The sequence below is a fragment of the Brachybacterium sp. YJGR34 genome (assembly GCF_003347015.1).
Classification (GTDB): domain Bacteria; phylum Actinomycetota; class Actinomycetes; order Actinomycetales; family Dermabacteraceae; genus Brachybacterium.
In genome coordinates this window covers 1-26102 of sequence record NZ_PNFB01000003.1, presented here as the reverse complement: position 1 = coordinate 26102, position 26102 = coordinate 1, and the positions used below count along the sequence as shown (strand labels likewise).

General features: G+C 73.0%; 29 protein-coding genes, 2 tRNA genes and 1 pseudogene. 17 read left to right on the top strand and 15 right to left on the bottom strand.

Annotated features, from left to right (window positions below; genetic code table 11):
• Position 1 precedes the first annotated feature (1 nt).
• Together CXH06_RS03990 and CXH06_RS03985 are read left to right on the top strand one after the other, a co-directional pair.
• Entirely contained in the window at positions 2 to 604 is a 603-nt protein-coding gene (locus CXH06_RS03990) for a DUF3566 domain-containing protein (RefSeq protein ID WP_114853868.1), read from the top strand.
• 218 nt (positions 605 to 822) lie between these two features.
• On the top strand, positions 823 to 1923 hold the full coding sequence (locus CXH06_RS03985) for an IS30 family transposase (protein ID WP_232820188.1): 1101 nt from the start codon (positions 823 to 825) through the stop codon (positions 1921 to 1923).
• A 114-nt stretch (positions 1924 to 2037) separates the two neighbouring features.
• Here the strand turns inward: CXH06_RS03985 and CXH06_RS03980 are convergent, their stop codons facing one another.
• Positions 2038 to 2517, bottom strand: coding sequence for an aminoacyl-tRNA deacylase (locus CXH06_RS03980; protein ID WP_114853867.1), 480 nt, complete (start codon positions 2515 to 2517; stop codon positions 2038 to 2040).
• A 42-nt stretch (positions 2518 to 2559) separates the two neighbouring features.
• On the opposite strand from CXH06_RS03980, the gene CXH06_RS03975 reads away from it, so the two are divergent.
• On the top strand, positions 2560 to 3357 hold the full coding sequence (locus tag CXH06_RS03975) for a hypothetical protein (protein ID WP_114853866.1): 798 nt from the start codon (positions 2560 to 2562) through the stop codon (positions 3355 to 3357).
• A 111-nt stretch (positions 3358 to 3468) separates the two neighbouring features.
• On the opposite strand, the gene CXH06_RS03970 is transcribed toward CXH06_RS03975, so the two are convergent.
• The 4 genes from CXH06_RS03970 to CXH06_RS03955 all read right to left on the bottom strand — a co-directional run bounded on the left by CXH06_RS03970 (position 3469) and on the right by CXH06_RS03955 (position 7054).
• A complete protein-coding gene (locus CXH06_RS03970; protein WP_114853865.1) occupies positions 3469 to 5046 on the bottom strand; it encodes a molybdopterin-dependent oxidoreductase in 1578 nt (525 codons plus the stop codon).
• Positions 5043 to 5921 (bottom strand): anti-sigma factor domain-containing protein, encoded by an 879-nt coding sequence (locus CXH06_RS03965; RefSeq protein WP_157975597.1) that lies wholly within the window; start codon positions 5919 to 5921, stop codon positions 5043 to 5045. The genes CXH06_RS03970 and CXH06_RS03965 overlap by 4 nt, the downstream gene beginning before the upstream one ends.
• A complete protein-coding gene (locus tag CXH06_RS03960; RefSeq protein ID WP_114853863.1) occupies positions 5918 to 6556 on the bottom strand; it encodes a sigma-70 family RNA polymerase sigma factor in 639 nt (212 codons plus the stop codon). Before CXH06_RS03960 ends, CXH06_RS03965 begins: the two co-directional genes overlap by 4 nt.
• Positions 6557 to 6775: 219 nt before the next feature.
• Complete coding sequence (locus CXH06_RS03955) at positions 6776 to 7054, bottom strand: hypothetical protein (protein WP_114853862.1); 279 nt, start codon at positions 7052 to 7054, stop codon at positions 6776 to 6778.
• A 243-nt stretch (positions 7055 to 7297) separates the two neighbouring features.
• On the opposite strand from CXH06_RS03955, the gene CXH06_RS03950 reads away from it, so the two are divergent.
• The 8 genes from CXH06_RS03950 (at position 7298) to CXH06_RS03920 (ending at position 16454) form a co-directional block, all read left to right on the top strand.
• Positions 7298 to 7371: transfer RNA gene (locus tag CXH06_RS03950), tRNA-Ile, on the top strand.
• Between the two features lie 22 nt (positions 7372 to 7393).
• Complete coding sequence (locus CXH06_RS18285; RefSeq protein ID WP_157975596.1) at positions 7394 to 7552, top strand: DLW-39 family protein; 159 nt, start codon at positions 7394 to 7396, stop codon at positions 7550 to 7552.
• A gap of 31 nt (positions 7553 to 7583) precedes the next feature.
• Positions 7584 to 7656, top strand: a tRNA-Ala gene (locus tag CXH06_RS03945).
• Positions 7657 to 7917: 261 nt separating this feature from the next.
• Entirely contained in the window at positions 7918 to 9522 is a 1605-nt protein-coding gene (locus CXH06_RS03940) for an MFS transporter (RefSeq protein ID WP_157975595.1), read from the top strand.
• Between the two features lie 31 nt (positions 9523 to 9553).
• The gene (locus CXH06_RS03935; RefSeq protein ID WP_114853860.1) at positions 9554 to 11167 is read left to right on the top strand and encodes an amidohydrolase; all 1614 of its coding nucleotides are present in this window, start codon (positions 9554 to 9556) and stop codon (positions 11165 to 11167) included.
• Positions 11168 to 11174: 7 nt separating this feature from the next.
• A complete protein-coding gene (locus tag CXH06_RS03930; RefSeq protein ID WP_114853859.1) occupies positions 11175 to 12728 on the top strand; it encodes an MFS transporter in 1554 nt (517 codons plus the stop codon).
• Between the two features lie 109 nt (positions 12729 to 12837).
• Positions 12838 to 14982 carry a molybdopterin oxidoreductase family protein gene (locus CXH06_RS03925; RefSeq protein WP_114853858.1) on the top strand — a complete coding sequence of 715 codons (2145 nt, stop codon included), beginning with the start codon at positions 12838 to 12840 and terminating at the stop codon, positions 14980 to 14982.
• Positions 14979 to 16454: an FAD-dependent oxidoreductase gene (locus CXH06_RS03920; RefSeq protein WP_114853857.1), complete on the top strand. Its 1476-nt coding sequence runs from the start codon at positions 14979 to 14981 to the stop codon at positions 16452 to 16454. Before CXH06_RS03925 ends, CXH06_RS03920 begins: the two co-directional genes overlap by 4 nt.
• Here the strand turns inward: CXH06_RS03920 and CXH06_RS03915 are convergent.
• The 3 genes from CXH06_RS03915 to CXH06_RS03905 are packed head-to-tail and all read right to left on the bottom strand — an operon-like array spanning position 16428 to position 17800.
• Entirely contained in the window at positions 16428 to 17117 is a 690-nt protein-coding gene (locus CXH06_RS03915; protein WP_114853856.1) for a cation transporter, read from the bottom strand. The two genes, CXH06_RS03920 and CXH06_RS03915, sit on opposite strands and share 27 nt — an antisense overlap.
• Positions 17114 to 17476 carry a helix-turn-helix transcriptional regulator gene (locus tag CXH06_RS03910; RefSeq protein ID WP_114853855.1) on the bottom strand — a complete coding sequence of 121 codons (363 nt, stop codon included), beginning with the start codon at positions 17474 to 17476 and terminating at the stop codon, positions 17114 to 17116. Before CXH06_RS03910 ends, CXH06_RS03915 begins: the two co-directional genes overlap by 4 nt.
• A 60-nt stretch (positions 17477 to 17536) precedes the next feature.
• Positions 17537 to 17800: a hypothetical protein gene (locus tag CXH06_RS03905; RefSeq protein ID WP_114853854.1), complete on the bottom strand. Its 264-nt coding sequence runs from the start codon at positions 17798 to 17800 to the stop codon at positions 17537 to 17539.
• Between the two features lie 118 nt (positions 17801 to 17918).
• On the opposite strand from CXH06_RS03905, the gene CXH06_RS03900 reads away from it, so the two are divergent.
• Complete coding sequence (locus CXH06_RS03900; RefSeq protein WP_114853853.1) at positions 17919 to 18788, top strand: SRPBCC domain-containing protein; 870 nt, start codon at positions 17919 to 17921, stop codon at positions 18786 to 18788.
• 31 nt (positions 18789 to 18819) lie between these two features.
• On the top strand, positions 18820 to 19296 hold the full coding sequence (locus CXH06_RS03895) for a VOC family protein (protein WP_114853852.1): 477 nt from the start codon (positions 18820 to 18822) through the stop codon (positions 19294 to 19296).
• Between the two features lie 22 nt (positions 19297 to 19318).
• Here the strand turns inward: CXH06_RS03895 and CXH06_RS03890 are convergent, their stop codons facing one another.
• From CXH06_RS03890 to CXH06_RS03870, 5 genes are read right to left on the bottom strand one after another with little or no spacing between them, the layout of a single operon-like run.
• A complete protein-coding gene (locus CXH06_RS03890) occupies positions 19319 to 19864 on the bottom strand; it encodes a hypothetical protein (protein WP_114853851.1) in 546 nt (181 codons plus the stop codon).
• The gene (locus CXH06_RS03885; RefSeq protein WP_114853850.1) at positions 19861 to 20835 is read right to left on the bottom strand and encodes a hypothetical protein; all 975 of its coding nucleotides are present in this window, start codon (positions 20833 to 20835) and stop codon (positions 19861 to 19863) included. Before CXH06_RS03885 ends, CXH06_RS03890 begins: the two co-directional genes overlap by 4 nt.
• Positions 20832 to 21395 (bottom strand): signal peptidase I, encoded by a 564-nt coding sequence (locus tag CXH06_RS03880; RefSeq protein ID WP_114853849.1) that lies wholly within the window; start codon positions 21393 to 21395, stop codon positions 20832 to 20834. The genes CXH06_RS03885 and CXH06_RS03880 overlap by 4 nt, the downstream gene beginning before the upstream one ends.
• A 10-nt stretch (positions 21396 to 21405) precedes the next feature.
• Complete coding sequence (locus CXH06_RS03875) at positions 21406 to 22047, bottom strand: SipW-dependent-type signal peptide-containing protein (RefSeq protein WP_114853848.1); 642 nt, start codon at positions 22045 to 22047, stop codon at positions 21406 to 21408.
• Positions 22044 to 22640 carry a SipW-dependent-type signal peptide-containing protein gene (locus tag CXH06_RS03870; protein ID WP_198684002.1) on the bottom strand — a complete coding sequence of 199 codons (597 nt, stop codon included), beginning with the start codon at positions 22638 to 22640 and terminating at the stop codon, positions 22044 to 22046. The genes CXH06_RS03875 and CXH06_RS03870 overlap by 4 nt, the downstream gene beginning before the upstream one ends.
• A 137-nt stretch (positions 22641 to 22777) precedes the next feature.
• Here CXH06_RS03870 and CXH06_RS03865 point away from each other — a divergent pair, with 137 nt between their 5' ends.
• Both CXH06_RS03865 and CXH06_RS03860 read left to right on the top strand, forming a co-directional pair.
• Entirely contained in the window at positions 22778 to 23467 is a 690-nt protein-coding gene (locus CXH06_RS03865; RefSeq protein WP_114853846.1) for a response regulator transcription factor, read from the top strand.
• The gene (locus tag CXH06_RS03860) at positions 23464 to 24570 is read left to right on the top strand and encodes a sensor histidine kinase (RefSeq protein WP_114853845.1); all 1107 of its coding nucleotides are present in this window, start codon (positions 23464 to 23466) and stop codon (positions 24568 to 24570) included. Before CXH06_RS03865 ends, CXH06_RS03860 begins: the two co-directional genes overlap by 4 nt.
• A 13-nt stretch (positions 24571 to 24583) precedes the next feature.
• Here the strand turns inward: CXH06_RS03860 and CXH06_RS03855 are convergent, their stop codons facing one another.
• Positions 24584 to 24913 (bottom strand): nuclear transport factor 2 family protein, encoded by a 330-nt coding sequence (locus CXH06_RS03855; RefSeq protein ID WP_114854074.1) that lies wholly within the window; start codon positions 24911 to 24913, stop codon positions 24584 to 24586.
• Positions 24914 to 24970: 57 nt separating this feature from the next.
• On the bottom strand, positions 24971 to 25300 hold the full coding sequence (gene fdxA / locus CXH06_RS03850) for a ferredoxin (RefSeq protein ID WP_114853844.1): 330 nt from the start codon (positions 25298 to 25300) through the stop codon (positions 24971 to 24973).
• Positions 25301 to 25387: 87 nt separating this feature from the next.
• Here fdxA and soxR point away from each other — a divergent pair, with 87 nt between their 5' ends.
• Both soxR and CXH06_RS03840 read left to right on the top strand, forming a co-directional pair.
• Positions 25388 to 25861, top strand: a complete 474-nt coding sequence (gene soxR, locus CXH06_RS03845) for a redox-sensitive transcriptional activator SoxR (RefSeq protein WP_114853843.1) — start codon at positions 25388 to 25390, stop codon at positions 25859 to 25861.
• A 115-nt stretch (positions 25862 to 25976) separates the two neighbouring features.
• Positions 25977 to 26102: pseudogene (locus CXH06_RS03840) on the top strand (superoxide dismutase); the annotation flags it as partial.

Here is a 26102-nt window from a genome sequence, read left to right as displayed (position 1 = left end):
GATGAGCACGAATGACTCCCGGACCACGTCCGGGTCGTCGGCCTCGCCGGGGACGGACTCGCCCGCGGCGGCCCGCACCGACGCCGCGCACGAGGAGAGGACCTCCGTCGTGCCGCAGGTCGACGACGCCCCCGCCCCCGCCGAGGCGTCCTTCGCCACCGGCACGGGATCGGCCGCGCGCGGCGCCAGCCGCAGCCCGAAGAAGTCGCCCGGTCCCGCCGGCTCCGCGGACACCGAGCGCCGCGGCCCGCGCCGGGTGCGCCTGACCCTGGCCCGGCTGGACCCCTTCTCCGTCATGAAGCTGTCCTTCCTGGTCGCCATCGCGATCGGCATCGCGACCGTGGTCGCCGTGGTGCTGCTGTGGAACCTGGTGGACGCGATCGGCCTGTGGGAGCGCATCGACCAGCTGGGCCGTGACCTCAACGGCGGCGACCCCCTGCCGTTCATGGAGTTCTTCAGCTTCTCGAAGATGACCAGCTACGGCACCATCGTGGCCGTCGTGAACGTCGTGATCATCACCGCGCTCGGGACGCTGCTGGCCTTCCTGTACAACCTCGTGGCGGCCCTGCTGGGCGGATTGAAGATGACCTTCACGGACGAGTAGCCGCGCCCGCGGTGCCGGGGCACCGCGGCGGCGCCGGCCCTGCGGTGGCGCCAGCCCGCGGCGTCGAGAATGGTGCGATTCGGAGCCATTTCACGCCCGCGGGTTCTAGGGGTGGTTGCAACACCTGAGCTGAGGAGGGTGTTGTGATTCGTTGTGGTGCGCCGGGGTTCGGTGAGCGGTCCAGGCGGGAGATCGAGTCGTTCTGGGATGCTCGTGGGATGGGCCTGTCTTCTCGTGAGCTCAGTGTTTCGTTCGAGACCAGTCATGCGACGGTCAATCGCTTCGTGGCTGCGGCTGGAGGGATACGGCCTCAGCGGTGGAAGGACCCGGACCGGTTGTTGACGCTCGAGGAGCGTTTCCAGATCGAGGAGATGGTGCAGGAAGGTGCCTCGCTGCGTGCGATCGGGAAAGCCCTGGGCAGAGCCCCGTCGACGATCTCGAGGGAGATCAAGCGCAGCGTGGGAGATCAGCCGCGGACTCGGTACCGGCCCGTGGCCGGGCATCGTCAGGCAGTGGAGAATCGGCGTCGTCCTAAGCCGTTGAAGATCCCGTCGGATCCTGAGCTACTTGGGGATGTGCAGGCTGGTCTCGACCTCAAACTGTCGCCGGAGCAGATCGCGGGGCGCCTGCGCCGCGAGCATCCTGATGAGCCGAGGTTTCATGTGAGTCACGAGACGATCTACAAGACGATCTATCTGCAGGCCAGGGGCGGGTTGAAGCGTGAGCTCCAGGCCCTGACCCGGACGGGCCGCACGATCCGGTGGGCCAAGCGCCGTCCGGACGCTCGGCAGGGTCGGATCAAGGACATGGTCTCGATCTGGGACCGTCCCGTCGAAGCACTGGACCGTTCGATTCCGGGGCATTGGGAGGGTGACCTGATCGTGGGGGAGAACGGTGGTTCAGCGATCGGCACGGTCGTCGAGCGGCACTCGAACTACCTGATTCTGGTCTGGTTGGATCCCTCGAAGAATCGCACTGAGGCGACGCGTGAGGGGCTGGTCGCGAAGCTCGAAGGCCTGCCGGAGACGTTGAAGGGCACGCTGACCTGGGACCAGGGCCGGGAGATGGCTCAGCATCAGAAAGTCTCCGAGGCCACGGGGATCGAGGTGTTCTTCGCGGATCCGCACTCGCCCTGGCAGCGGGCCACGAACGAGAACACCAACGGGCTGCTAAGGCAGTACTTCCCCAAGGGCGCCGACCTCAGCAGCTACTCCCAGGCAGACCTGGACTACGTCGCCGACCAGATGAACCGACGACCCCGCAAGCGACTCGGGTTCGCAACTCCCTACGAGGTACTCTCCGAGCACCTGTTGCAATGACCCATTGAAACCGCCGCCCGGATCTGGCACGGAATCGCACCATTCTGCGTGCCTGCGTGCCTGCGTGCCTGCGTGCCTGCGTGCCTGCGTGCCTGCGTCCGCGGCAGTGCCGGGTCAGCTCTCCTGGGGCTCGGTGACGTCCGCGATCCGGGCGCCGAGATGGGCGAGGGCGGCCTCGGCGGGAATCGTGGCGGCCACGCCGTGCGCGCCGGCGCCGATCGAGATCCGGCGCCGCGGATCGCCCGCGAGCTCGGCATCGGCGACGACCGGCCACGCGGTCGTCGCACCGAACGGCGTGATGGTCCCGCGCTCGTAGCCGGTGACCTCCTGCGCGACCTCCTTGTCCGGCATGGACAGGCGGTTCACGCCCAGCAGGGCGCGCAGCCGCGGCCAGGAGATCTCCCGGTCGCCGGGGACCAGCACGAACAGGAAATCGCCCGCGGCGCGGCGCACCACCAGGGTCTTCACGAGGTCCCGGGGCTCGACGCCCCGTGCGGCGGCGGCCTCGGCCAGGGAGCCGACCCGGCCGTGGCGGGTGATCTCGTAGTCGAGGCCGGAGGCCTCCAGGGCATCGATCGCGCGCTGTTCGCTCATGGGGCCACGATAGGTCGCCCGGCGCCTCGCTAGGCTCGGGGGATGCCCTCACCCGCGCTCGAGACGACGACCATCGCCGCGCCGCCGGCCCTGCCCGCCCCGGAGGACTATCCGTGGATCGACGGCGGCCTGCGCTCCGTGCTCCTGCACGACGCCGGCGTCCTGGACCTGGAGACAGGACGCTCGGGCCCGCCCGACGCCGCGGAGGGGACGCCGCCGCTCGTCGACGCCCAGGAGATCGACCGCGCCCTCGCCGCGGCCGGGGCGGCGCCGCTGGCCGAGCGCACCCTCGTGCTCGCCGTCGGCTCCAACCAGGCACCCGCGACGATCGCCCGCAAGTACCGTCGCGCGGCCCGGTCGCTGAACCTCGCGACCCCCTTCGTGCGCTGCACCGTGCACGGCCTGGGCGTCGGGTACGTCGCGAACTCCGCCGCGGCAGGCTTCGTCCCCGCCGCGCCCTTCCGGGCCGTCGGCGAGCGGCGGGAGCTGATCGCGACCTGGTTCGACGACGACCAGCTCGCCGCCATCGACGAGACCGAGCCCAACTACGACCGGGTGCGGCTGGATGCCGCGGACTTCCCGCTGGAGCTGGCCACCGGGCAGCGCCCCGCGCATCTCGACCTCTACGCCTCGCACCGCGGCGTCCTCGCCCGCGTGCGCCCGCTGCCCCTGCGGCGGCACCAGCAGGAGCTGTTCCGCGCGCTCGCGGCCCTGACCGGGGACGAGCTCGTGGAGGGCGAGGCCGCGACGATCTGTCGCGAGCTCGCCGCACGCCCCGAGGCCCTGCGTGAGCTGGTCCTCGCCCACGGCCTGGTGGCGGAGGACGGCCTGCCCCGCTGATCCCGGAGCCGGCGCCGTCCCGTGGACGGCCCGGCGCTCCGGGCGACGGCACCGCCTGACGGGCGAGTCCGGCCCGTCCGGCCCCCATCGCGGGGCCGCCGCGCCTCGGCTCTACTCCACGGTGAAGTCGACCGTGTGCCAGCCGCTCGCCCCGTTCGGGGCGGGGTTCGCCTCGGTCGCGGTCTGCTCCTCGCCGTCGCCGCCGGTCGCCCGCACGGTCGCCGTGTGGGGGCCGGGAGTCGCGTCCGCCCAGCGCAGCGACCACTGCACCCAGGCGTCGACCCCGACGTCGGCGCCGAGCTCGGCCTCCTGCCACGCGCCGTCGTCGATCCGCACCTGGACGCCGGCGATTCCGCGCCGCTGAGCCCAGGCGGTGCCGCCCAGCATCACCGCCCCGTCCTCGTCCGCGGCGACGGTGGCGGAGGGGCGGGGCACGTCCACGCGGGAGGCGATCTTGATCGGGCCGCGCTCGGACCAGCCCCGCGTGGACCAGTACGCCGTGTCCTCGTCGAAGCGGGTCACCTTCAGCTCGGCGAGCCATTTGGTCGCCGAGACGTAGCCGTACAGCCCCGGGACCACCATCCGCACGGGATAGCCGTGCTCCTGCGGCAGGGGCTCGCCGTTCATGCTCACCGCCAGCAGGGAGTCGCGGTCGTCGGTGAGGGCCTCGAGCGGGGTCGAGGCGGTGAAGCCGTCGACCGAGCGGGAGAGCACCATGTCCGCTCCCTCCTGGACGCCGGCCCGCTCCAGGAGGCTGCGCACGGGGACGCCCATCCAGGTCGCGTTGCCCACCAGGGACCCGCCGACGGCGTTGGACACGCAGGCCAGGGTCACGTGCGCCTCGGTCATCGGCTCGGCGAGCAGCTCCTCGAGGCTCAGCGTCAGCTCGCGCTCGACGAGGCCGTGGATCCGCACCTCCCAGGTGGAGGGGTCCACGCGCGGCACTGCGAGGGCGGTGTCGATGCGGTAGAAGTCCTCGTTCGGGGTGAGGAAGGGACCCATCCCCTCGACGTCGACCTGCGCATCGTCCGGGACCGGCGGAGCGGGGTCGGCCGGTGCCGGGAGCACGTACTCCGCGGCCCGGCGTGCTGCCTCCCGCGTCGCCGTGACCCCGCGAGCCCCGGCCGCGATCAGCACGCCGAGCACGCCCAGGGCGCCCACTCCCACCAGGGTGCGCCGCCGCGACCAGGCACTCTGTTCCTCGTCGCCTCCCTCCGCCTCTGGCGCGGCCTGCGCCGGTCCGCGCACCGCGCGCAGCAGGAGCAGCAGGAGCGGGACCGCGACGGCGGTGCCCACGAGGGTGGGCACCGTGTCCGCGGCCGTGTTCTGCGCGCGGGTGAGGGCGAGGGCCGCCGCGAGCAGGCCCAGCCCGGCCAGCAGCGCGGCGGCGAGACGGGGCCGCCGCGCCCCGAGACCCCCGATCAGCGCTGTCAGGAGCGCGTAGACCGCGACCATCGAGGCGTTGAGCACCAGCTTGTCCGCGGTGCCGAACAGGGCGATCACCGCGTCCTTCAGGGCGGGCGGGACGATGTCGATGAACGCGCCGCCCACGGCCGCGAAGGGGGCCGAGGAGGCGGAGAAGGCGAGGGAGAGCAGCTCGGCGACGGCGACCAGCACGATCCCCGCGACGACGCCCGCGACAGCGGACCACCAGGGAATACGGCGAGCCGGGGCGGAGGAGGCGGTCATGTCAGCATTCCCTTCGCGATGGCCTCGCTGGTGGGCTGGTCGGATCCCTCGGCGGGCTCGATGGTGAGCTCCAGCATCGAGGACTCGGGCAGCTCGCCGTGGGCCATCACCATCTCCTCGTCCTCCGAGATCATGCCGACGCTCTCCATCGACTCGCCCATCACCCACAGCTGGTAGGCGCTGCCCTCCGGCGGCTCGGGCAGCCCGGAGGCCTTGACGAGCATGGCCTTCTCGTCCCGGGAGTACATGAGGTCCAGGCTCCCGCCGCCGTGCGCGGGGATCGTCATCTGGGTGGCGTCCTTGGCCGCCATGATGGTGGAGGCCATCGCCTCCTCCTGCGAGGCGCGCTCGGCCTCCATGGCCGCGATGGTCGCCCGCGCCTCCTCCTCCGCCGCCCGCTCGCCGCTCCACAGACCGATGCCGGCGATCGTCGTGACCATGAGCAGCGCGGCGGCCGCTGCGAGCCATCGGGTGCGTCGCCGGGCGGTGCGGTAGCGGTCCAGGGGGACCACCTCGGCGTCCGGCGCGGCCTCGGGGGAGGTGTCGACACCGGTGCCGACGGGGTCCGCAGCGGAGTCCGTCGCGGCGGTCGGCTCCGCTCCGGGGGCATCGGCGCCGGCTGCGTCCTCTTCGCTGAGCGCCGGGGAGAGCTGGCGGGTCTGCGCGATCCGGGCCATGAGCTCGTCCTTGATCGCGGGGCGCGGCGGGACGGGATCGAGCCCGCGGGCCAGCTGCCCGGCGGTCTCCTGGAAGGCGCGGGCTTCAGCGGCGGTCGTCGGGTCCTGCGCGATCAGCTCCTCGAGCCGCGCGCGCTCCTCCTCGCCGAGGGCGTCGAGCGCCCAGGCGCCGGTCATGTCGTGCTGTCGCTCGTTCACGAGGCCACCCCCAGCCTGTCCCGCAGGACGATCATCCCGTCCCGGATCCGGGTCTTCGCCGTGCCGACGGGAATGTCGAGCAGGGCCGCCACCTCCCGGTGGCTGTACCCGCCGAAGTAGGCGAGGCGGATCGCCTCGGCCTGGTGGGCGGTCAGGGAGCGCAGCGCGGTCTGCACCCGCTGCGACTCGACGCGGCGCACGCCCTCCTCCGCCGCATCGACCACCTGCTCGGCGAGGATCCGCTCGCCCTCGGCGCTGTCGCGGCGCCGGGTCGCCTCGGAGGCCCGGACCGTGTCCACGGCGCGGCGATGCGCGATCGTGCACATCCAGCCGTGCGCCGATCCGCGGCGCGCATCGAAGCGGGTCGCGTGCGTCCAGATCTCCACGAACACCTCCTGCAGCACCTCCTCGCTCAGCGCCACGTCCCGCACCACGCGTCGGATCAGCGCGAACAGCAGCGGCGCGGCCTCGTCGTAGAGGCGGGAGAAGGCGCCCTCGTCGCCGAGCGACGCACGGTGCAGCAGCGCAGCGAGGGATGCCGGGGCCTCGGCCTCCGCGGCGACGGCGGGGTCGAAGCCCTCGGGGTCCCCGGCGCTGCCACGCCCGGGCGCGACACCGGTGGGTGGGGGAGACATGCGCGGCTCCTTCGGTCACGGCGGACAGGTGCGGGGTCGACGTCCGGAGACGTGCCCGCGCGCTGCCCGCCTGCGAGCAGTGTGCTCCGATCAGCGCCGATCCGCCATGGCGGGGAGCATCGGATCGGCATCGATGACGTCGACGGGGTGCGTCGCCGCCGATGGCGGCCGACGAGGGGCAGGGTCGGCGGGGCAGTGGGCCTGCGCCCCGGCGTTCCCTCACATGTCGTCGTCCTCGTCCATGGACTCCTCGTCCATCGACTCGTCCTCCATGCCCCCGTCGTCGGAGGTCATCGACTCATCGTCCATCTCCATGCCGCCGCCGTCGGAGGTCATGGAGTCGTCGTCCATCTCCATGCCGCCGCCGTCCGAGGTGGACATGCCGTCCCCCGAGTCCTCGGTCATCGAGTCGTCGTCGGGCCCTCCGGAGCAGGCGCTCAGCAGCGCGAGCGAGGCGGCGAGCGTTCCGAGGGCGGGGATGATCTTTCGAGCCTTCATGAGGTTCTCCTGGTGTTCAGTGCGGTTCGCGCCCGGGGTGCCGGGCGCGGATCACCACCGAGGTGGTGCTGCACAAGGGGTTCGGAGCCGTCGGCGGATCGGATGGGAGCGAATCCCGAGGAGGCGGGGACCCTCCTGTGACCTCCCGTACAACCGGGCCCGCCGGTTGGACGCGGGGCCCTGCGCGAGGTAGCGTTGTCGGTCGGTGGATGAGTCCGGAGCGATCCGGGGCCCAGCCCCCACGGGCCTATAGCTCAGTCGGTTAGAGCGCTGTCCTGATAAGACAGAGGTCACTGGTTCAAGTCCAGTTAGGCCCACTTCGAGGAGCGGAGGAAACTCGTGGCACAGCTCATCAAGGTCACCGCCGTCCTGATCGGGACGGCCGCCGCCGGGATCCTCGCCTGGCGGAAGATCGAGTCCGATCGGATCCGCAACGATCTGTGGACCGAGGCGGAGCGCGTCTCCGCCGAGCAGGACGCCGCCGCTCCCCGCGTCTGATCGGCCACTGCGGATCGGCACAACCACATACGGGGACTTAGCTCAGTTGGTAGAGCGGTAGCTTTGCAAGCTTCAGGTCAGGGGTTCGACCCCCCTAGTCTCCACTCGAGAACACAGAAGGCCCCGCTGATGCGGGGCCTTCTGCCGTGATGGGCGAGCCTGCACGGGGCCGTGACGCTGAGCCGGGGAGGTCGGATTCCCGTGGCGCACCTGCCGGGACTGCTCGATCGGATGGTACGGCTCGGGGCCGCCGGCCAGGACCGGGATCTGGTTCCCGGTGCCGATGCCGCCAGGCTCTTGACCTGCGACAGCGCGCGCGAGTAGCTTGCGAAGAGCCAACTGAAGATCTGACGCGAGAGGTCGGTATGTCCACCACGTCCGCTACACGTCAGAAGGGGGCCACGGCCGCGCTCGTGGCGCTCACGGCCGCGTCGTGCCTTCAGGTGGTCGACCCCACCGCCAACAACATCTCGGTGGTCGGCGCGAGCGTCGACCTGGAGATGTCGAGCTCCGGTCGTGCCTTCGCGGCGAGTGTGGGGACGCTGGCGCTGGCGGCGTTCATCCTCACCACGGGGGCGCTGGGGGACCGGCTGGGCCGGCGCCGCGTGATGCTCGCCGGGCTCCTGGTCGCGATCCTCGGCGGCGTGATCACCGCGATCGCACCGACCACGGCGATCTTCATGCTGGGCCGCGGGATCACGGGCGTGGGCATCGCCGCCTCCTTCGGGCTCAGCTTCGCGCTGCTGCGCGAGGTGATGCCGGACAAGATCCCGAAGGCCGTCGCGTTCTGGCTGGCCGGACAGACGGCGGCCGCCCTGGTGCTCGGGGTCGTCGCCGGGTGGATGGCCGGATTCGGGTGGCGCTTCGGCTACCTCGCCATGCCGATCGTGGCGGCCGTGGCCTTCCTCCTGTGCATGCGCGGGCTGCCCGAGGCCAAGGCGGACCACGTGGGGCGGTTCGACTACGTCGGGCTGGGCTCGGTGGCGATCGCGCTGATCGGGCTGATCTACGGCCTCTCCAATGCCGCGAGCTTCGGATGGGGGTCGGCGCAGGTCCTGATCCCGGTGATCGTGGGCCTGGTGTTCCTGGTGCTGTTCATCGTGTGGGAGGGCAGGGTCGCCGACCCCGCCTTCCCGGTCAAGCTGTTCAAGGACCCGGAGCTCGCGGGCTCGGTCGCCGTCGGCTTCTCGTTCAACATGTGGCAGGCCGTCGTGATGATCCAGCTGTCGATGCTGTGGCAGTACGTCTACCAGTACCAGCCGCTGCAGGTCAGCCTCGGGCAGCTGCCCATGAACATCGCGATGGTGATCGGAGCGGTGATCGCGGGCCGCCTGCTGTCCAAGGGCGTTCCGGCGTGGGTCAACCTCCTCATCGGCCACGTCCTGCTGATCGGGACGATGGTGGTGTTCGGGCTGTCCACCACCACCTCGCCCTACCTCTTCTTCGCGATCCCGATGATCGTCGGCGGCTTCGCCCGGATGCTGAACGAGACCACGATGGGTCAGTACTTCGTCGCCAAGCCGCCGCCCGCGCTGACCGGCGCGATGGCGTCATCGAAGACCGCGATCGGCCAGACCAGCTTCGCGCTGGGCACCGCGCTGTCCTCGACCTTCCTGTTCGGCCAGTACGGGCGGGGCATCGCCGAGGCGTTCGCCGAGGCCAACGTGGAGCCGGCCCAGCAGGGCCAGTTCACCGGCATGATCCAGCAGTACATCTCCGGCGGCGACCTGTCCGGCTACGACCCGCAGCTCGTGCAGCAGGTGGTCGACGAGGCCTCCGACGTCTTCGTCACCGCCTTCGACGGGACGATGTTCATCATCGCCGGCTTCCTCACCGTCTTCGCCGTCATCAGCACGCTGCTGTTCGCGAAGGCGAACCGGGACCGCAGGGCCGGTCGCCTGGTGGACGGCCCCCTGACCATCGACGGGCGGCCCGCCGCTCTCGAGGACCCGACCACCGACCCGAGCTGAGCTCCCCGCCGCTCCGAGACAGGAGATACCCATGAGCACCCCTGATCTGATCCTCACCGGCGCGACGGTGATCACGGTGGACGAGGCCGACACGATCGCCGAGGCCGTCGCCGTCACCGATGGCACGATCAGCGCCGTCGGCACCGCCGCCGAGGTCGGCGCCCTCGCCGGGCCCGACACCCGGACCCTCGACCTCGAGGGCGCCACCGTGATCCCCGGCTTCGTCGACGCGCACAGCCATGTGTCGATGGGCGCTCCGTTCATCAAGCACGCCGATCTGCAGGCGCCCCCGGTCGGGGGCGTGCGCACCGTCGACGACCTCCTCCGCGCGCTGCACGAGGCCAAGGACCGCAACCGCCCTGCCCCCGGCGAGTACGTCATCGGATGGGGGTACTACCCCGACGCGATGGACGACGACGGCGCGATCACCGCCGAGATCCTGGACCGGGAGTTCCCGGATCATCCGGTCGTCATCGTGCACGTCTCCGCCCACGGCGGCGTCGTCAGCAGCCGGGTGCTGGAGGACCTGGGGTACACGGCGGGGGTGAGCGATCCCGAGGGCGGCACCATCGGCCGCTATCCCGGCACGGACGCGCCCGACGGCGTGCTCTGGGAGCAGGCGTGGATGCCCTTCGTCTTCGGGCTGCTGGACTACGGGCGCGACGAGGCCGACGCGATGCTCGCGGAGTACGCGCGCTGGGGCATGACCACGGTGCAGGACGGCGCGGCCACCCGGGCCCAGGTGGAGAAGCTGCGCGGCTTCGCCGCCGAGCGCGAGCTGCTGGTCGACGTCCGGTCGCTGGTCGCCTATCCGGAGTTCGACGACGTGGCCCAGGCTGGCCTGTTCAACACCTCCGTCAGCGGCCACACCGTGCAGGGCGTGAAGCTGATCATCGACGGCTCGCCCCAGGGCCGCACCGCCTACGTGACCGAGGAGTACCGCCACGGGGGGCCCGGCGGCGAGCAGCACTGGCACGGCCTGGTGAACATGGACCAGGACCTCACCGACACCGTCGTCACCGCGGCCTACCAGCAGGGCGTGCAGGTCTTCGCCCACTGCAACGGTGACGGCGCCGTGGACCGGCTGCTGGCGGCGCACCGTGCCGCCGTCGCGGCCGGGGCGACCCCGACCGGGCGCACCATCCCCATCCACTCCCAGGTCATGCGCGGGGAGCAGCTGGACGAGTACGCGGCCGAGGGCTTCGAGCCGTCGATGTTCACCGTCCACACCTACCTCTTCGGGGACACGCACATCGCGAACTTCGGCGAGGAGCGGGCGTTCGGGATCTCGCCCATGCGTTCCGCGATCGACAAGGGGCTGCGGCCCAGCAACCATTCCGACTACCCGGTCACGCCGATCAACCCGCTGCTGCTGCTGTGGAGCTCGGTCGCGCGGACCTCGACCGGCGGCGTGGTGCTCGGCGAGGGGGAGCGGATCACCCCGCTGGAGGGGCTGCGGGCGCTGACAATCAACGCCGCGTACGAGCACTTCACCGAGGACGACCGCGGATCGATCGAGGTGGGCAAGCTCGCGGACCTCGCGGTCCTCAGCGCCGATCCGCTGCGGGTGTCGACGGACGAGATCCGTGACATCCGCGTGCTGCGCACCCTCAAGCGCGGCGTGACCATCCACGACGCCTCGTGAGCGCGATGTGAGCACCGAGCCCTCCGGGCCTGCGCCGCCGGGCACCGCGACGCCCGACGGGGTGGCCCGCCGCCCGGGACCGGCGATCCTCGCCCTCACCGTCGCCGGCGTCGCCCAGGCCGCCGATGTGTCGCTGCACAACACGGCGCTGGTCTCGGCCGCCGCCGAGTTCGGGATGTCGGCCACCCAGCGATCGTTCGCGGCCTCGGCGGCGACCCTCGCCCTGGCCGCCTCCATCCTCACTATCGGCACGATCGGCGACCGGTACGGGCGCCGGCTCACCCTCCTGTGGTGCGCGGCCGCCCTGGTCGTGGGCGGTGTCATCACGGCGACCGCCCCGGTCTTCGCCGTCTACCTGATCGGGCGGGTGGTCACCGGCATCGGTCTGGCGGGGACGCTGGCGCTGTCGATGGCGCTGATCCGCACCGTGGCCCCCGAGCAGGTCCCGCGGGCGATGTCGCTGTACTTCACCGGGCAGGTGGGCTTCACACTGCCGCTGGCGGTCCTCGGCGGGTGGCTGGTCGGGGTGGACTGGCGTCTGGGCTATCTGGTCGTGGTGGTCGTCGGCGCTCTCGCTCTCGTGCTGAACAAGCTCTTCGTCCCGCGGTCGAAGGCGGTGCATCGGCGCCGGTCCGACCCCCTCGGGCTGGTGCTCGTCGCGATCGCGCTGGTGGCGGTCATCTGGGGCGTCTCCGACGCCTCCCACGGCTGGCTCTCGGTGCGGGTGCTGCTCCCGGTCTCCCTCGGCGTCGTCGCCCTGGTGGTGTTCCTGTGGTGGGAGCACCACCATGAGGAGCCCGCGCTCCCGGTGGCGGTCTTCCGCGACCGGAGCCTCGCCGGGGCGCTGACCGCGGACGTCTCCTTCAACATGTGGCAGGCCGTGATGGTCCTGCAGCTCGCGCTGATGTGGCAGTACCTGTACTCCTACACCCCGCTGGACGTGACCCTCGGGCAGCTCCCGGCGACGGTGGCGATGGTGCTCGGCGCCTTCGCCGCGGGGCGCTTCGCGGCGCGCGGCATCCGGCCGCAGGCACTGGTGCTGATCGGCCTGGGCGGTGTGGCCGTCTCGATGTACCTCTTCGTGCTCGCCGGGACCTCGACCCCCTACTGGGTGTTCGCGATCGCGCTGGTGCTGGGCGGCTTCTCCCGGATGCTCACCGAGACCGCCGCGGGGGAGTTCTTCGTCGAGATCCCGCCGGCGGACCTCGTCGGCGCCACCGTGGCGAGCAAGCCGGCGATCGGTCAGGCCGCGTTCGCGCTCGGCTCGGCGCTGAGCTCGACGCTGCTCTACGGGGGCCTGGGGCGCGACCTGCCCGAACGGTTCGCGGCCCTCGGTCTGACGCCGACGCAGCAGAGCCAGGTGGTGGGCTGGTTCTCCGACGACGAGATCCCCGCCTGGGCGCAGGGCACCGACCTCTGGGATCAGGTGATCGCCGCGTCCCAGGACGCCTACGTCGACGCCTACCGCACGACCATGCTCTTCTTCGCCGTCGTCTTCACCCTCCTCTTCGGCCTGGCCTGGCACTTCCTGCGCCGTCGCCCGCAGAGCCGCGAGCGGTAGGACCGGTCGCGGTCACCCACGGCCGCGGCCCGTGACCGCATCGTGACCTCGGGTACCAGGCGGTGACCACGATGCGGTCCCCCGGAGGCTCGCCGCCCAGCCTGGGCCCATGACCCCCACGGAGCGCGGGACGCCGACGCACTGCCCCTACTGCGCCCTGCAGTGCGCCCAGACGCTCACCGCTCCCGCCGCCCCCACCCCCGGCGACGCCGTCCTCGAGGTGCAGGGCCGCGACTTCCCCACCAATCGCGGCGGGCTGTGCCGCAAGGGGTGGACGTCGGCCGAGGTGCTCACCGCGCCGGACCGCATCACCCGCCCGCAGCGCCGCGGTGCCGACGGCCGCTTCCAGGACGTGAGCTGGGACGACGTCCTGGATCTCGTCGCCGCCCACCTGCGCCATGCTCGCGCGACCACGGGCCCCGACGCGGTCGCGGTCTTCGGCGGGGGAGGGCTGACCAACGAGAAGGCCTACGCGCTGGGGAAGTTCACCCGCGTGGTCCTGGGCTCGCGGTACATCGACTACAACGGGCGCTTCTGCATGGCCGCCGCGGCGACGGCCTCGAACCGCTCGCTGGGCATGGACCGCGGTCTCGGCTTCCCGCTCGCGGACCTCGGCGGCGCGGACGCGGTGCTGCTGCTGGGGTCGAACGTGGGCGCGACCATGCCGCCGTTCGTCCAGCACCTGGCCGGGGTGCGGGAGCGGGGCGGGCTGGTGGTCGTGGACCCCCGGACCTCGGCGACGGCGGCGCTCACCGAGGACGGCGCGGGCACCCACCTTGCCCCCGTCCCCGGCACCGACCTGGTGGTGCTGCTGGCTCTGCTCCATGTCGTCCTCGCCGAGGGCCTGCTGGACCGGGAGTACGTCGAGCAGCGCACCACCGGGCTCCCCGAGCTGCGCACCGCCGCCTCCGCGTGGTGGCCCGAACGGGCCGAGGCCGTGTGCGGCATCGGGGCGGAGGCCCTGCGCGGCATCGCCCGGCGGCTCGCCGCGGCCTCCCCCTCGCGCGGTGGCCGCGGCGCCTACATCCTCACCGGCCGCGGCGTCGAGCAGTCCACCCAGGGCACCGCGACGGTCACCGCGGCGATCGACCTCGCCCTGCTGCTCGGGCTCGTCGGCCGTCCCGGCTCCGGCGTCGGCCCGATCACCGGGCAGGGCAACGGGCAGGGCGGCCGCGAGCACGGGCTGAAGTCCGACCAGCTGCCCGGGTACCGCAGGATCGACGACCCCGCCGCGCGGGAGCACGTCGCCCGCGTCTGGGGCGTCGATCCCGCGGACCTGCCCGGCCCCGGCGTCCCGGCGGTGCAGCTGCTGGACTCCCTGGGACGCCCGGGCGGACCCGGGATCCTCCTGCTGGCCGGCGCGAACCCCGTGGTCTCCGCCCCGAACAGCGGGGCCGTCCGCGAGCGCCTCGCCGCCCTGGACCTGCTCGTCGTGCTGGACACCGTCCCCTCCGAGACCGCGCAGATGGCCGACATCGTCCTCCCCATCGCCCAGTGGGCGGAGGAGGAGGGCACCATGACCAACCTCGAGGGCCGCGTCATCCGTCGGCGTCGCGCCCGCGCCGCTCCCGGCGAGGCGCGCAGCGAGCTGTGGATCCTCCATCAGCTCGCCGCGCGGCTGGGCCATGACACCGGCTTCCCCACGGACGCCGCGGAGGTCTTCGACGAGCTGGCCCGCGCCAGCGCCGGCGGCCTCGCCGACTACGCCGGGCTCAGCCACGAGCGGCTGGACCGCGAGGGCGGCGTGCAGTGGCCCTGCCCGTCGGCTGATCATTCGGGGACCGAGCGGGTCTTCCTCGACGGCTTCCCCACCCCGGACGGCCGTGCGCGGCTGATCGGCGTCCAGCACCATCCCCCGCAGGACGATGTCCGCGAGGACGCGCCCCTGCACCTGACCACGGGCCGGCTGCTCGAGCAGTACCAGTCCGGCGCCCAGACCCGGCGGGTGCCCTCGCTGCTCGCGGCTCGGCCGGACTCTTTCGTTCAGATGCATCCGCTGCTCGCGGACCGGCTGGGCATCGAGGAGGGGACGGAGGTGCACCTGCGCACCCGCCGCGGGGAGGCGCGGGCCCCGGCGGTGCTCACCGAGGCGATCCGTCCCGACACCGTCTTCATGCCCTTCCACTACGCGGGCCCGGGCAGCGCCAACCTGCTCACCAACGACGCCACCGACCCCCTCTCCGGCATGCCGGAGTTCAAGATGACCGCGGTGGAGGTCCACCGCGCCCCGGAGCAGGAGGAGGACCTCGCATGAGGATCGTCGTGATCGGACATGGCATGGTCGGCTCCCGCTTCGCCGCGGACCTCGTCGAGGCGGACCCCGAGGCCCGCGTGACCGTGCTGGGCCAGGAGGACCACGACCCGTACAACCGCGTGATGCTCTCCTCCCTGGTCGCCGGCACCGTCGACCCCGGAGCCCTCACCCTCGCCGCCCCGCGCCATGAACGGGTGCAGGTCCTGCGCGGGGTGAGCGCGGTGCGCCTGGACCGCGGCCGACGGGTGGTTCTCGACTCCCGCGGCCGGGAGCACCCCTATGACCGGGCCGTGCTCGCGACCGGATCCGCCCCACGGATCCCCGAGATCCCGGGGGTGTGGGCCGACGGGCAGCTCGTGGGCGGGGTCAGCGCGCTGAAGGACCTGGACGACGCGCGACGGATCATCGCCTCCACCCTGCGGGCCGACCAGGCCGTGGTGCTCGGCGCGGGCGTGCTGGGCCTCGAGGTCGCCACGGGCCTCGCCGCCCGGGGCCTGGAGGTCACCCTGGTCCATCACCGTGACCGGCTCATGGAGCGTCAGCTGGACCCCGATGCCTCGGAGATCGCCCGCTCCTCCGTGGAGCGGCTCGGCATCCGCGTGGTCATGGGCACGGGCGCGGCCGGCGTCGACGCCCCCGGCGGGCGGCTGCAGCGCGTCCAGCTCACCGACGGCGCCGAGATCCCAGCCCAGCTCCTGGTGCTCTGCGCCGGGACCGTCCCGCACGCGGACCTCGCTGAAGAATCTGGCCTGACCTGTGAGAACGGGGTCGTCGTGGGCTATGACCTGGCCACGGCGGAGGACCCCGCGGTCTTCGCGATCGGCGACTGCGCCCAGCCGCCCGGCGGCGCCAGCGGCCTGGTCGCCCAGGGCTGGGAGCAGTCCCGCCAGCTGGTGCACGCCCTCGCCCGGCGTCCGGGCGCGCTGAGCGCGACCCCGCCGGGCCGTGAGCTGATGCGGGTCAAGGCGGTCGGCTTCGCGCTGGTCACGATGGGCCGGATCGACCGTCCGGCCCCCACGGCCCATGCCCTGCGCTCGGTGCGGATGAGCGATCCCTACGGCGGGCGGTACACCGAGGTGGTGGTGCACGACGGGCACCTCATCGCCGCGACGGTCATCGGGGACGAGGAGATCGCCGCGACCCTGGGCGCCGCCTTCACCCGCCGCACGCCCGTGCCGCGGGACCCCGTCCACCTGCTGGCCCGCCCGCTCAGCGGTCAGGGCGCCGCCGCGGTGCGCCCCGTGGCGGAGAGGGGCGATGCGGAGACGATCTGCCAGTGCAACGGGGTGACCAAGGGGGTGCTGTGCGCGGCGATCCGTTCGGGCTGCTCGACGCCGGCCGAGCTCTCCGACGCGACCCGGGCCGGCACCGGCTGCGGGACCTGCACGGGGGACCTGACGGCGCTGCTGGAGTCCCGCGCCGCAGCGGCGAACGGCGAGACGGTCTCAGCCGCCGTCGGCGCGGTGCTCTGACCCGCAGGAGTCCGCGCAGCCCTCGCGCTCGCCGGTGAGGACCGCGGCAGGGGCCGTGCAGGCCTCGCCCCGCCACGCCTCGAGCCCCTCCCGCAGGGCGAAGACGGCGATGACCAGCGCGGCCACGGAGTCCGCCCACGCCCAGCCCAGGAGGCTGTTGAGCAGCAGGCCGGCCAGCAGCGCCGCCGAGAGATACGCGCACAGCAGGGTCTGCTTCGAATCGGCGACGGCCGTGGCAGAGCCGAGCTCGCGACCGGTGCGCCGCTCGATCATGCTCAGCACCGGCATGACCAGGAGGCTCAGCGCAGCGATCGCGATGCCGATCGAGGAGTGCTCCGGATCCCGGAATCCCGCGAGCCCCAGGACCGCCTCGAGCGCGACGTAGAGAGCGAGGGCGAAGAACGAGACGGCGATGATCCGCAGGGCAACCTTCTCGCGGCGCTCCGGGTCCGGGGCGGAGAACTGCCAGGCCACGGCCGCGGCGGAGAGCACCTCGACGATCGAGTCCAGACCGAAGCCGATCAGCGCCGCGGAGGAGGCGGCGCGGCCCGCGAGCAGCGCGACGATCGCCTCGATGACGTTCCAGGTGATCGTAAGGGCGACGACCAACCGGATCCGGCGGCGCAGGAGCTCCCGGCGCTCCGGGGCGAGGGCCGCGGTCATTCGGCGGCCTCGCAGTCGCTGCGGCACCCGGGCACCGAGCAGGCCGGTTCCGTGCACGGCACGCTCTCGTCCACCGCGAGGGTCACGTCCACCAGGGCGCCGAGCGCCGCGGCGAGGTGGGCATCGGCGATCTCGTAGCGGGTGCGACGGCCCTCGGGCTCCGCGACCACGATCCCGCAGCCGCGCAGGCAGGCGAGGTGGTTGGAGACGTTGGTCCTGGTCAGATCCAGCTCGTGGGCGAGCTGCGCGGGGTATCCGGGCCCGTCCAGGAGGGTCAGCAGGATGCGGGAACGGCTCGAGTCCGCCATCGCCCGGCCCAGCCGGTTCATGACGTCCGTGCGCGCGGCTAGAGTCAGCATGCACTGACCATACAGCAGTCGCTGACCTATCCGCGGCGCGACGGCACGGCGACGGCGAGGTCAGGAGCCCGAATGCGTGACGATCAGCATCAGGGCGATGAGGAACAGCGCGATCGCGCCGAGCGCCGTGCCGAGCGCGGCCAGCAGCACTCGCGAGCTGCGTCCCGCGTCGTAGCGGTGGATGCCCACCACGCCCAGGACCACGGCCGCGATCGCGAGCGGCGCGGCGATCGCATCACCGATGACGGGGATCAGCGAGCAGACGATCGCCCCCAGTCCGAGGGCCAGGGAGTACTCCCCGAGTGTGCTGTGCCGCGAGCGCATGGGCACATCATGCCCGGTCCGGCGCTGTGCTCCGCCGCCTGATCCCGCGGGGCGGGCGACGCCCGAGGTCCCGCGGGGAAGAATGGTGCCCACCCCCGAGGACGAAGGAGGCCGCTCGATGTCCGACGGCACGCTGCACCTGGAGATCCGCCCGGCGGCCCCGCCCCGCGCTGTACACCGTGCCCTGACCGACGCGCAGGCTCTGCGCACCTGGCTGGCGGAGAATGCCGAGGTGTCGCCGGCCGCGGGGCGCTTTGCGTTCTGGGGCGGCACCACACCGCAGGGGGACCGCGCTCACCAGCGCCTGCTCGCCGTCGAGGAGGACCGCCTCCGGTTCGAGTGGATCCTCGACGGGACGTCCACCGTCGTCGAGATCGCACTGGAGCCCGGGGGCGAGGAGGGCGCCGTGCTGCATCTGCGCCAGGACGGCCTGCCGACCCTCGAGCAGCTGATGGCCCCGACGGGCCGACGCGACGGCCTGCACAGCATGCACACCTTCTGGGGCCTGGCCCTCGCCCGGCTCACCGAGCACGTGGAGGGCCGCCCGCTGACGCCGGGCGCGGATTTCCGTCCCGATCGGCCGCTCGAGATCCGGGCGAGGGTGGAGATCGCGGCCCCGCGCGAGGCGGTCTTCGCCTCCCTGGTCGACCCGGAGCAGATCGCGCGGTGGTTCGGCTGGGAGGTCGAGCTCGATGCGCGAGTGGGAGGGTCCACCACCTTCGGCCTCGAGGGCACGGTGGACGAGGTCGAGCCCGGCAGGGCCCTGGCCTGGTCCGATGCGGAGGGTGCGAGGATCCGCTGGGAGCTCGAGGAGTCCGGCGGCGGGACGGTCCTGACCTTCCTCCAGACCGGCTATCTCGAGGACGAGCGCGACAGCGCCGCCCAGCACGAGGCCGGGTGGCTCGCCGCCCTCGCCGAGCTCGCGCGCCTGCACGCGCTGGGCGACGACTGGACGCCGCTGCTCACGGAGCTGCCGGCGGACCATTGACCCGGCGCCCCCGCAGGCGCACGCTGACTCCATGACACGGATCCGCACATGCCTCTGGTTCGACGGCCGGGTGGACGAGGCCGCCGCGTTCTACACTTCTCTGCTCCCGGACTCCCGGATCGTGGGGTCGATGCCCTACACACCCACGGACAACTCCCCGGGCTCGCCGCCCGCGGGGGAATCGCTCACGGTCGAGATCGAGCTGGCCGGGGTGCCCTACGTCCTCCTCAACGGCGGCCCGATGTTCCCGCAGACCGAGGCGGCCTCGATCGAGGTGACCGTCGGCAGCCAGGAGGAGCTGGACCGCCTCTGGGATGCGCTGATCGCGGACGGCGGGCAGGAATCCCAATGCGGCTGGTGCCGGGACCGCTTCGGCGTCTCCTGGCAGGTGATCCCGCAGCAGCTCTACGACCTGCTGGCCGGCCCGCAGGCCGCCGCCGTCACGGCGGAGATGCTCACCCAGCAGAAGCTCGACGTGGAGCGGCTGGAGGCCGCCGCCCGGGGCTGAGCGTGCACCTCCCGGCACTGCGTCAGGTGCAGGTGCCGTAGCCGATGCCGAGCCAATCGAAGCCGATGGTCCAGTCGTGCTGCACGCTCTGCGAGCTCCACCCGCCCGGGCCCAGCGCCTCGACCGTCACGATGCCCTTCCATTCGTTGTTCCAATCCCCGGAGATCCCCCAGGCGACGGCGGTGGTCGAGGCGGGCACGACGGTGGGCGTGTTCGCCGGCAGCAGCGGGTATCCCTCGCTGGTGGTGCCGCTCTGCCAGCCGCCGGGGACCGTGCCGTCCCCGTCCTGGACCAGGACGGTCACCCGGTAGGCGGTGACCTCGAGGCCCTCGTCCGGCGGGGTGAGGGTCAGCAGGTTGGGAGCGGCGCTCCGCCCGGTGCAGGTGGTGTCCGGGGCGGCCACGGACCCCGCCGTCGCCGTCAGCGTGCCGGCCTCCTCGGAGATCCAGGCGGCGTCGGTCGGCTGCGTCGGCACGGCCGAGGCGCCCAGCACGAGGGCCAGCAGCAGCGAAGCGGCTAGGGCCGCTCGGCCGCGCAGCCCCCGCGGTGCGGTCTCGGTGGTCCTCATGATCGGCTCCTTCCTCGGTGTGCGGTGGTGCCGGCCCGTGCCGGCTCGCGGCGGGCGCGGAGCGCGGCTCCCAGCAGCAGCGCCGCGAGGGCGGCGAGCAGGAGGAGACGCGGGTCGGTGCCGGTCGCGGCGAGGCGGCCCAGGAGACCGCCCTCGGCGGAGCTCCCGCCGGTGGCGGAGCTCGTGACGGGTCGCACGGTCGCGACGGAGGTGGCGTCGCCCGCGGGGGCCGACGACGATCCGCTCGAGCCCCCTGCCCCGGAGGTCCCGGAGCCCGTGTCGCCGTCGGCCGACGAGCCCGTGCCCGCCGTGCCCGTGTCCGAGCCGGTGCCCGGGTCCGCGGGTCTCGCCGAGTCGCCGTCCGAGCCCGCGGGATCCGAGGAGTCGCCGTCCGGGTCCGCGGGAGACGTGGGACCGCCGGTGCCCGGCCCGCCGTCCTCGGTGCCCGGCCCCTCCTCCTCGGGGGCGACGGAGATCTGCTCCCCGGCGCCGTGCGCCACCAGGCGCAGCGATCCCGAGAGACCCTGGGCGGCCGGAGGCGCGTCCTCATCGAGGGTGATCCGCACCAGCAGCCAGTCCTCGGCGCGCGCGTCCTGCTGCCCGAGGTCGATGGCCGCGCCGGCCTCCGGGGTGTGCTCCGCGACCAGCGGCCGGTTCCCGGCGCAGCTCGCCGCGGGGCGCTGGGTGCAGGACGCGACCGAGACCTGCACCCAGGCGGCCAGGTCCCCGTCCACGATCAGCTCCCGGTGGATGGTGCCCTCCTCGACCTCCGGCGCCGCCACCCGCACCGCCCAGCGCGCGGTGGCGCCGGGGGTGAGGGCATGGGCGCCCTCGAGCCCCTCCGCGAACAGCTCGAGGTGCTGGCCGCGGACCACCTGCTGCGGCCCCTCCGCGTGGGAGAGTGCGGGCACCCCGAGGAGCAGCGCGAGGGCGAGGCCCAGCAGTGCGATCATCCGCCGCACGGTGCTCATTCCCGGCTCCCGGTGCCGCCGCGGGGCCACAGGGCCCAGACCACGCAGCCGGCCGCCACGACCCCCAGCGGGGCGAGGACCCGGGAAGTCCCGGCCGAGGCGACCAGCGGCGCGACGCCGGGGGCGGAGACGACCACCCGTCCCACCTCGTCCACGAGATAGCGGGTGGGATCGTTCTGCGCATTGGCGTCCCCGCGCAGGGTCAGGAGCCGCTGCGCCGGGTCGTCGGCGCCCTCCACGGCCACCACGCGGTGGGTGACGGGCAGCTCTCCCGCTGCGCGGTCCACGGTGACGACGTCCCCGACCTCCACGTCGGCCGCCGCGGTCGGGGCGACCAGTGCGGCGGAGCCCACGGGGATCGAGGGCTCCATCGACCCGGAGCTGAAGAGCATCACGCGGAACCCGAAGACCCCCGTGAGCAGGGCGAGGACCATGCACAGCAGGCCCAGGGCGGCCGCGGCGGCGAGCAGCAGATCGCCCAGCAGACGCAGGGCGGTGCGGTGCCGGGGGCGCCGACGGGCTGCCGGCGCGGCGGGGAGGGCGGGGGCGGTGACGGTCATCGGGGTCTCCTCAGAGCTGGGTGACGGTGAGGGTCAGGTCGATCCGGGCGCTGGTGCCCTGCACCTCCGCGCCGGTCGCCCCGGTGGTCGGGGCGGCCGCGCGCAGGTCCAGGCACAGCCCGAGGGGGTCCGCGCCGTCGGCGCCCACCTCCGCGCTGGTCGCGTCGAGCGGTGCGCCGAGGTCGACGTAGGAGTCCGGCCCGCCGGCGAGGTAGCGGGCGTCGGGACCGAAGTCCGCGGCGGTGCACGGTGCCGAGGAGGCACTGCGGGCCACCACCCGGTACTCGACGGCGTCCGCGAGGGCGCCTTCGGCGGTGACCCCTTCCAGGAGCACCTCGCCGCCGCGCGTGCTGCCCCGTGCGGTGCGCACGTTCAGCGCCCCGTAGTGGGATGCGCCGGCGGTCGGGGCGTCCCAGGTGCCGCCCGGGGCGAGGTCGCTGAGGTCCGCGGACAGGCTCGCCGCGGAGCCCGGGGCGTGATGCGCCCAGTCGCCGCCGGCACCCTGGGACTGGGTCTCGAAGGTGCCGGCCACGAAGGTGGTGGCCGCCGCCTCGGAATCCTGCCACGAGGCGACGGTCAGCGAGCCGGCCACGCCGAGTGCCAGGCCTCCCGCGAGGAGGCCCAGCGCCCGGGCGCCGCGGCGCCCGGTCACGACAGGCCGGCGCCCGAGGTGCCGGTCAGCGTCCAGGTCACGTCCGCCGTCTCGCCCTGGCCCAGATCGGCGTCGGCGGAGACGGTCACCTTGAGGTAGACGACGTCGCTGAGCTCGTCGAGCGTGAAGAGATCCGCGTGGGAGGTGCCGGCGGCGACCGACTCCCCGCTGACCAGGGTGCCGATGGTCTCGGTGGCGTCGATGTCGCTGACCTGCTCGATCGTGTAGTCGAGGTTGTCGGCCGCGCTGCCGCTCGCGGTCACGGCGCCGTCCACGGTCGCCGCGTTGCTCGAGGACTGGTCGAGGCGGATCGCGTAGACCGCGGAGGCGGAGTCCGTGGGCGAGAGGTTCTGGGCCAGGGGGTCGAAGGACAGGCTCAGGGCCTCGGCCGGGGGCGTGGTGTCGGAGAAGGTCTCTCCGTCGGTGCTCGACTCGAGGGCGAACGTGCCGGCCGCGAAGCTTCCCTCGGCGACCTCGGTGTCCGTCCACGAGGCGAGGGTGACCATCCCGCTGATGCCGAGGACGAGGCCTCCGGCGGTGAGGGCGAGGAGCCGGCGTCGCCTCGGGCTCTTCTTGGTGGTGTCGGTGGTCATGGGATCCTCCATCGCTGCGGTGTCTTTGCCAGCCGGTGGAGCTGGCACCACAATGGAACGACCGGGAGACCGCCTCGGGACGGGACCCTGCGTGGAAGCACGCATGAACAGCCGTGGTGGCTCGGAGAGGACGCGCGATGCACAGCAGGGTCGACGGCCGGGCGAGGCCGCGCCCCCTGCGTGTGAGCGTCGTCGAGGACGAGGCGCTGATGCGCTCGATGCTGGTGCGCACGATCGACGAGGCCCCGACCATGCGCGTGGTCCACGAGCTCGACGGCGCCGCCGCCGCGCGCCTGGCGATCGCCCCGCGCAGCACGGACGTGGCCCTGCTCGACGTGAACCTCGGGGACGGCAACGGCATCGCCCTGGGGCTCGAGCTGCAGCGGGCGGATCCGCGCCTGGCCGTCCTGCTGCTGTCCAGCCTCGACGTGATGGGACTGTTCCTCTCCGTCCAGGACCAGGTCAGCGAGCCGTGGAGCTATCTCTCCAAGCGCTCCACCTTCACCCGGGACGTGCTGCTGGGCGCGATCGCGGCGACCGCCGACGGCGATGTGGTCATCGACCCCTCGCTCGTCCAGCGGTCCCGGCCGCGCGCCGGCACTCCCGTCGCGGGGCTGACCAGCGCGCAGTTCCAGGTGCTGCGCCTGGTCGCCGAGGGGCTCTCGAACGAGGCGGTCGCCGACCGGCTGCACCTCTCGGTGCGTTCCGTCGAGAGCCACCTGCTGTCGATCTACCGCCGGCTGGATGTGGACGGCGAGGGGGCGAACCGCCGGGTGCGCGCGGTGCTGACCTTCCTCGAGCAGACCGGCCGCACCTGGCAGCGATGAGGGGGCATCGGGCACCGATCGCGGCCCTGGTCGCGACGCTCAACGTGGCCGCCTTCGCTCTCCTCGTGGCAGAGCAGGCCACCGAGTGGAGCACCGCCTGGTCTGCCGCCGCCCTGATGTGGTGGGTGGGCGGGGTGACGCTCGTGGTCGGGCTCGTGCTGGTCGCGGCCGTGATGCTGCTGGCGATGCGGGTGCGCTCCTGGAGGTGGCGCCTCGTGCTCGCCCCGGCGCTGGCGGCGATCCAGGCGCTCGTGCGCGCGGCGCTGCTGCTGCCGGCCACCACCGTCGAGCCGGGCGCTCCGGGCGGGGTGGCCGTCTGGGCCACGGGGATGCTCGGGTACTCCGTCGCGCTCGGAGCCGGGTTCCTGGTCGCCGCGCTGCTGGAGCGGGAGGACCGCGAGCGGGAGCGGCGCGAGGCCGAGGAGCGCACGGCGCGCCGGGCGGTCGCCGAGCTCGAGGACGAGGAGCTGCGGGTGCGCCGGATGGTCGCGGACCGGCTCCACGGCACCGTGCAGCACCGCCTGGTCGTCATCGCCAGCGGTCTCGAGCAGGCCGCGTCGGAGGCCGAGGAAGGGAGCGCGCGGGCGGGGGAGCTGCGCGGGTGGGCGGAGGACCTCGACGAGCTGCGGGAGGAGCACGTGCGATCGCTCAGCCACAGCCTCTTCCCCTCGGGGGCCGATCTGGGCACCTACCAGGCGATCCGTGCGCTGCTGGACCGCCTGCCCACGAGCGTGGCCGCCACCGTGGAGCTCGGCCCCCGAATGCAGGCGCACGTGGACGCCCATCGCGCACTGCTGCCGCTGCTGGACCGGCTGGTGGTGGTCTACACGGTCGAGGAGGCCGTCACCAACGCGCTCAAGCACGGCGGGGCCGCGCGCGTCGTCGTGCGCGCCGAGGTCGAGCCGGCCCCGGACCCGCCCTGGATCCTCGACCTCGTCGTCGACGACGACGGGAGCGGACCGGGCCCCGGGGCGCCCGTGCTCTCCGGGCTGGCCCGCCACCGCGCCCGGGCGGAGGCGCGCGGCGGGACGCTGGTCCTGGAGGCCGGGCCCGACGGCGGCGGGCGGCTCCACCTCAGGCTGCCGTTCACGCCGGAGCCCTGAGGGCGAAGGCGGCTCAGCCCTCGCGGATGGTCATCCGGGCGATCCGGTCGCCGACCACGTCGAAGGCGAAGGAGCTGCGGCCGTTGGCGTGGGTGCTGCGCCAGTCGCCGACGACGGTGATGCGGTCGCCGTCCACCGTGACCTCCTCCGGCGTGAGGACGCCCTGGGCGCCGAGGAACTCCCGGTCGCTCCAGGTGGTGATCGCGGCAGGGTCCGTGAACTCCCGGCCCCAGTCGTCGACGACCCCGTCGGCCGTGAAGGCGCCGAGGAATCCTGCCTGGTCATGACGGTTGACGGCCTCAATGAAGGAGGCGACGGGCTCAGGGACGGAGGGTGTGCTCATGGCGACCAGCGAACGCCCCCGACCCGGCATCGGTCAAGGGTGCACCGCGGCGGCGGCTCACTCCAGCGGGTTGGGCTGCGGGGGCAGGGCGGCGACGAGCGGGTGGTCCTTCTCGATCACGCCCATCTTCGCGGCGCCGCCCGGCGCCCCGAGGTCGTCGAAGAACTCGACGTTGGCCTTGTAGTAGTCCGCCCACTGGTCCGGGGTGTCGTCCTCGTAGAAGATCGCCTCGACCGGGCACACCGGCTCGCAGGCGCCGCAGTCCACGCACTCGTCCGGCTGGATGTACAGCATCCGGTCGCCCTCGTAGATGCAGTCCACGGGGCATTCGTCGACGCAGGCGCGGTCCTTCACGTCCACGCACGGCAGTGCGATCACATAGGTCACGGGGCGTCCTTCCGATCGGGTTCTGCCAGGAGCGTAGGATCTCAAGTGCACTTGAGGTCAAGCGATGACGACGCCGGGAGTCGAACTGTGAACGCCGTGCACGAGCCCGAGGAGCTGCTGACGATCGGGGAGATGAGCCGGCGCACCGGCGTGGCCCCCTCCGCCCTGCGCTATTACGAGCAGCTGGGCCTGGTGGGCTCGGTGCGCACGGTCGGCAATCAGCGCCGCTACCCCCGCCACATGCTGCGCCGGGTCTCCCTGATCTCCGTCGCCAAGCGCCTCGGCATGCCGCTGCGGGACGTCAAGGAGGCCTTCGGGGACGTCCCGATGGAGAGCACACCCTCCCACGACGACTGGCAGCGCGCCTCCCGCCGGTGGAAGCGGCGGCTGGAGGAGCGGCGGCGCGCGATCGAGCGGCTCGAGAACGAGCTGACCGGCTGCATCGGCTGCGGCTGCCTCTCCCTGAAGGCCTGTGCCTTGCTGAACCCGGACGACGCCCTCGCCGAGACCGGCGCCGGGCCGCGGCGCCTGCAGGATCTCCCGGGGGCGGACGAGCTCTGAGGTGCGGAGCCGACGGACGCTCCGGACCGAGGTGTCCACCGATGACGGACCCGGTTGACCTCAAGCGCGCTCGAAGTCTTAGGGTTGAGCCATCGATCTCACGAAAGGACTGATCATGGCGGACTACACGCTTCCGGATCTCGATTACGACTACGGGGCGCTGGATCCCTCGATCTCGGGCCGGATCATGGAGCTGCATCACTCGAAGCATCATGCGACGTATGTGAAGGGTGCGAATGCG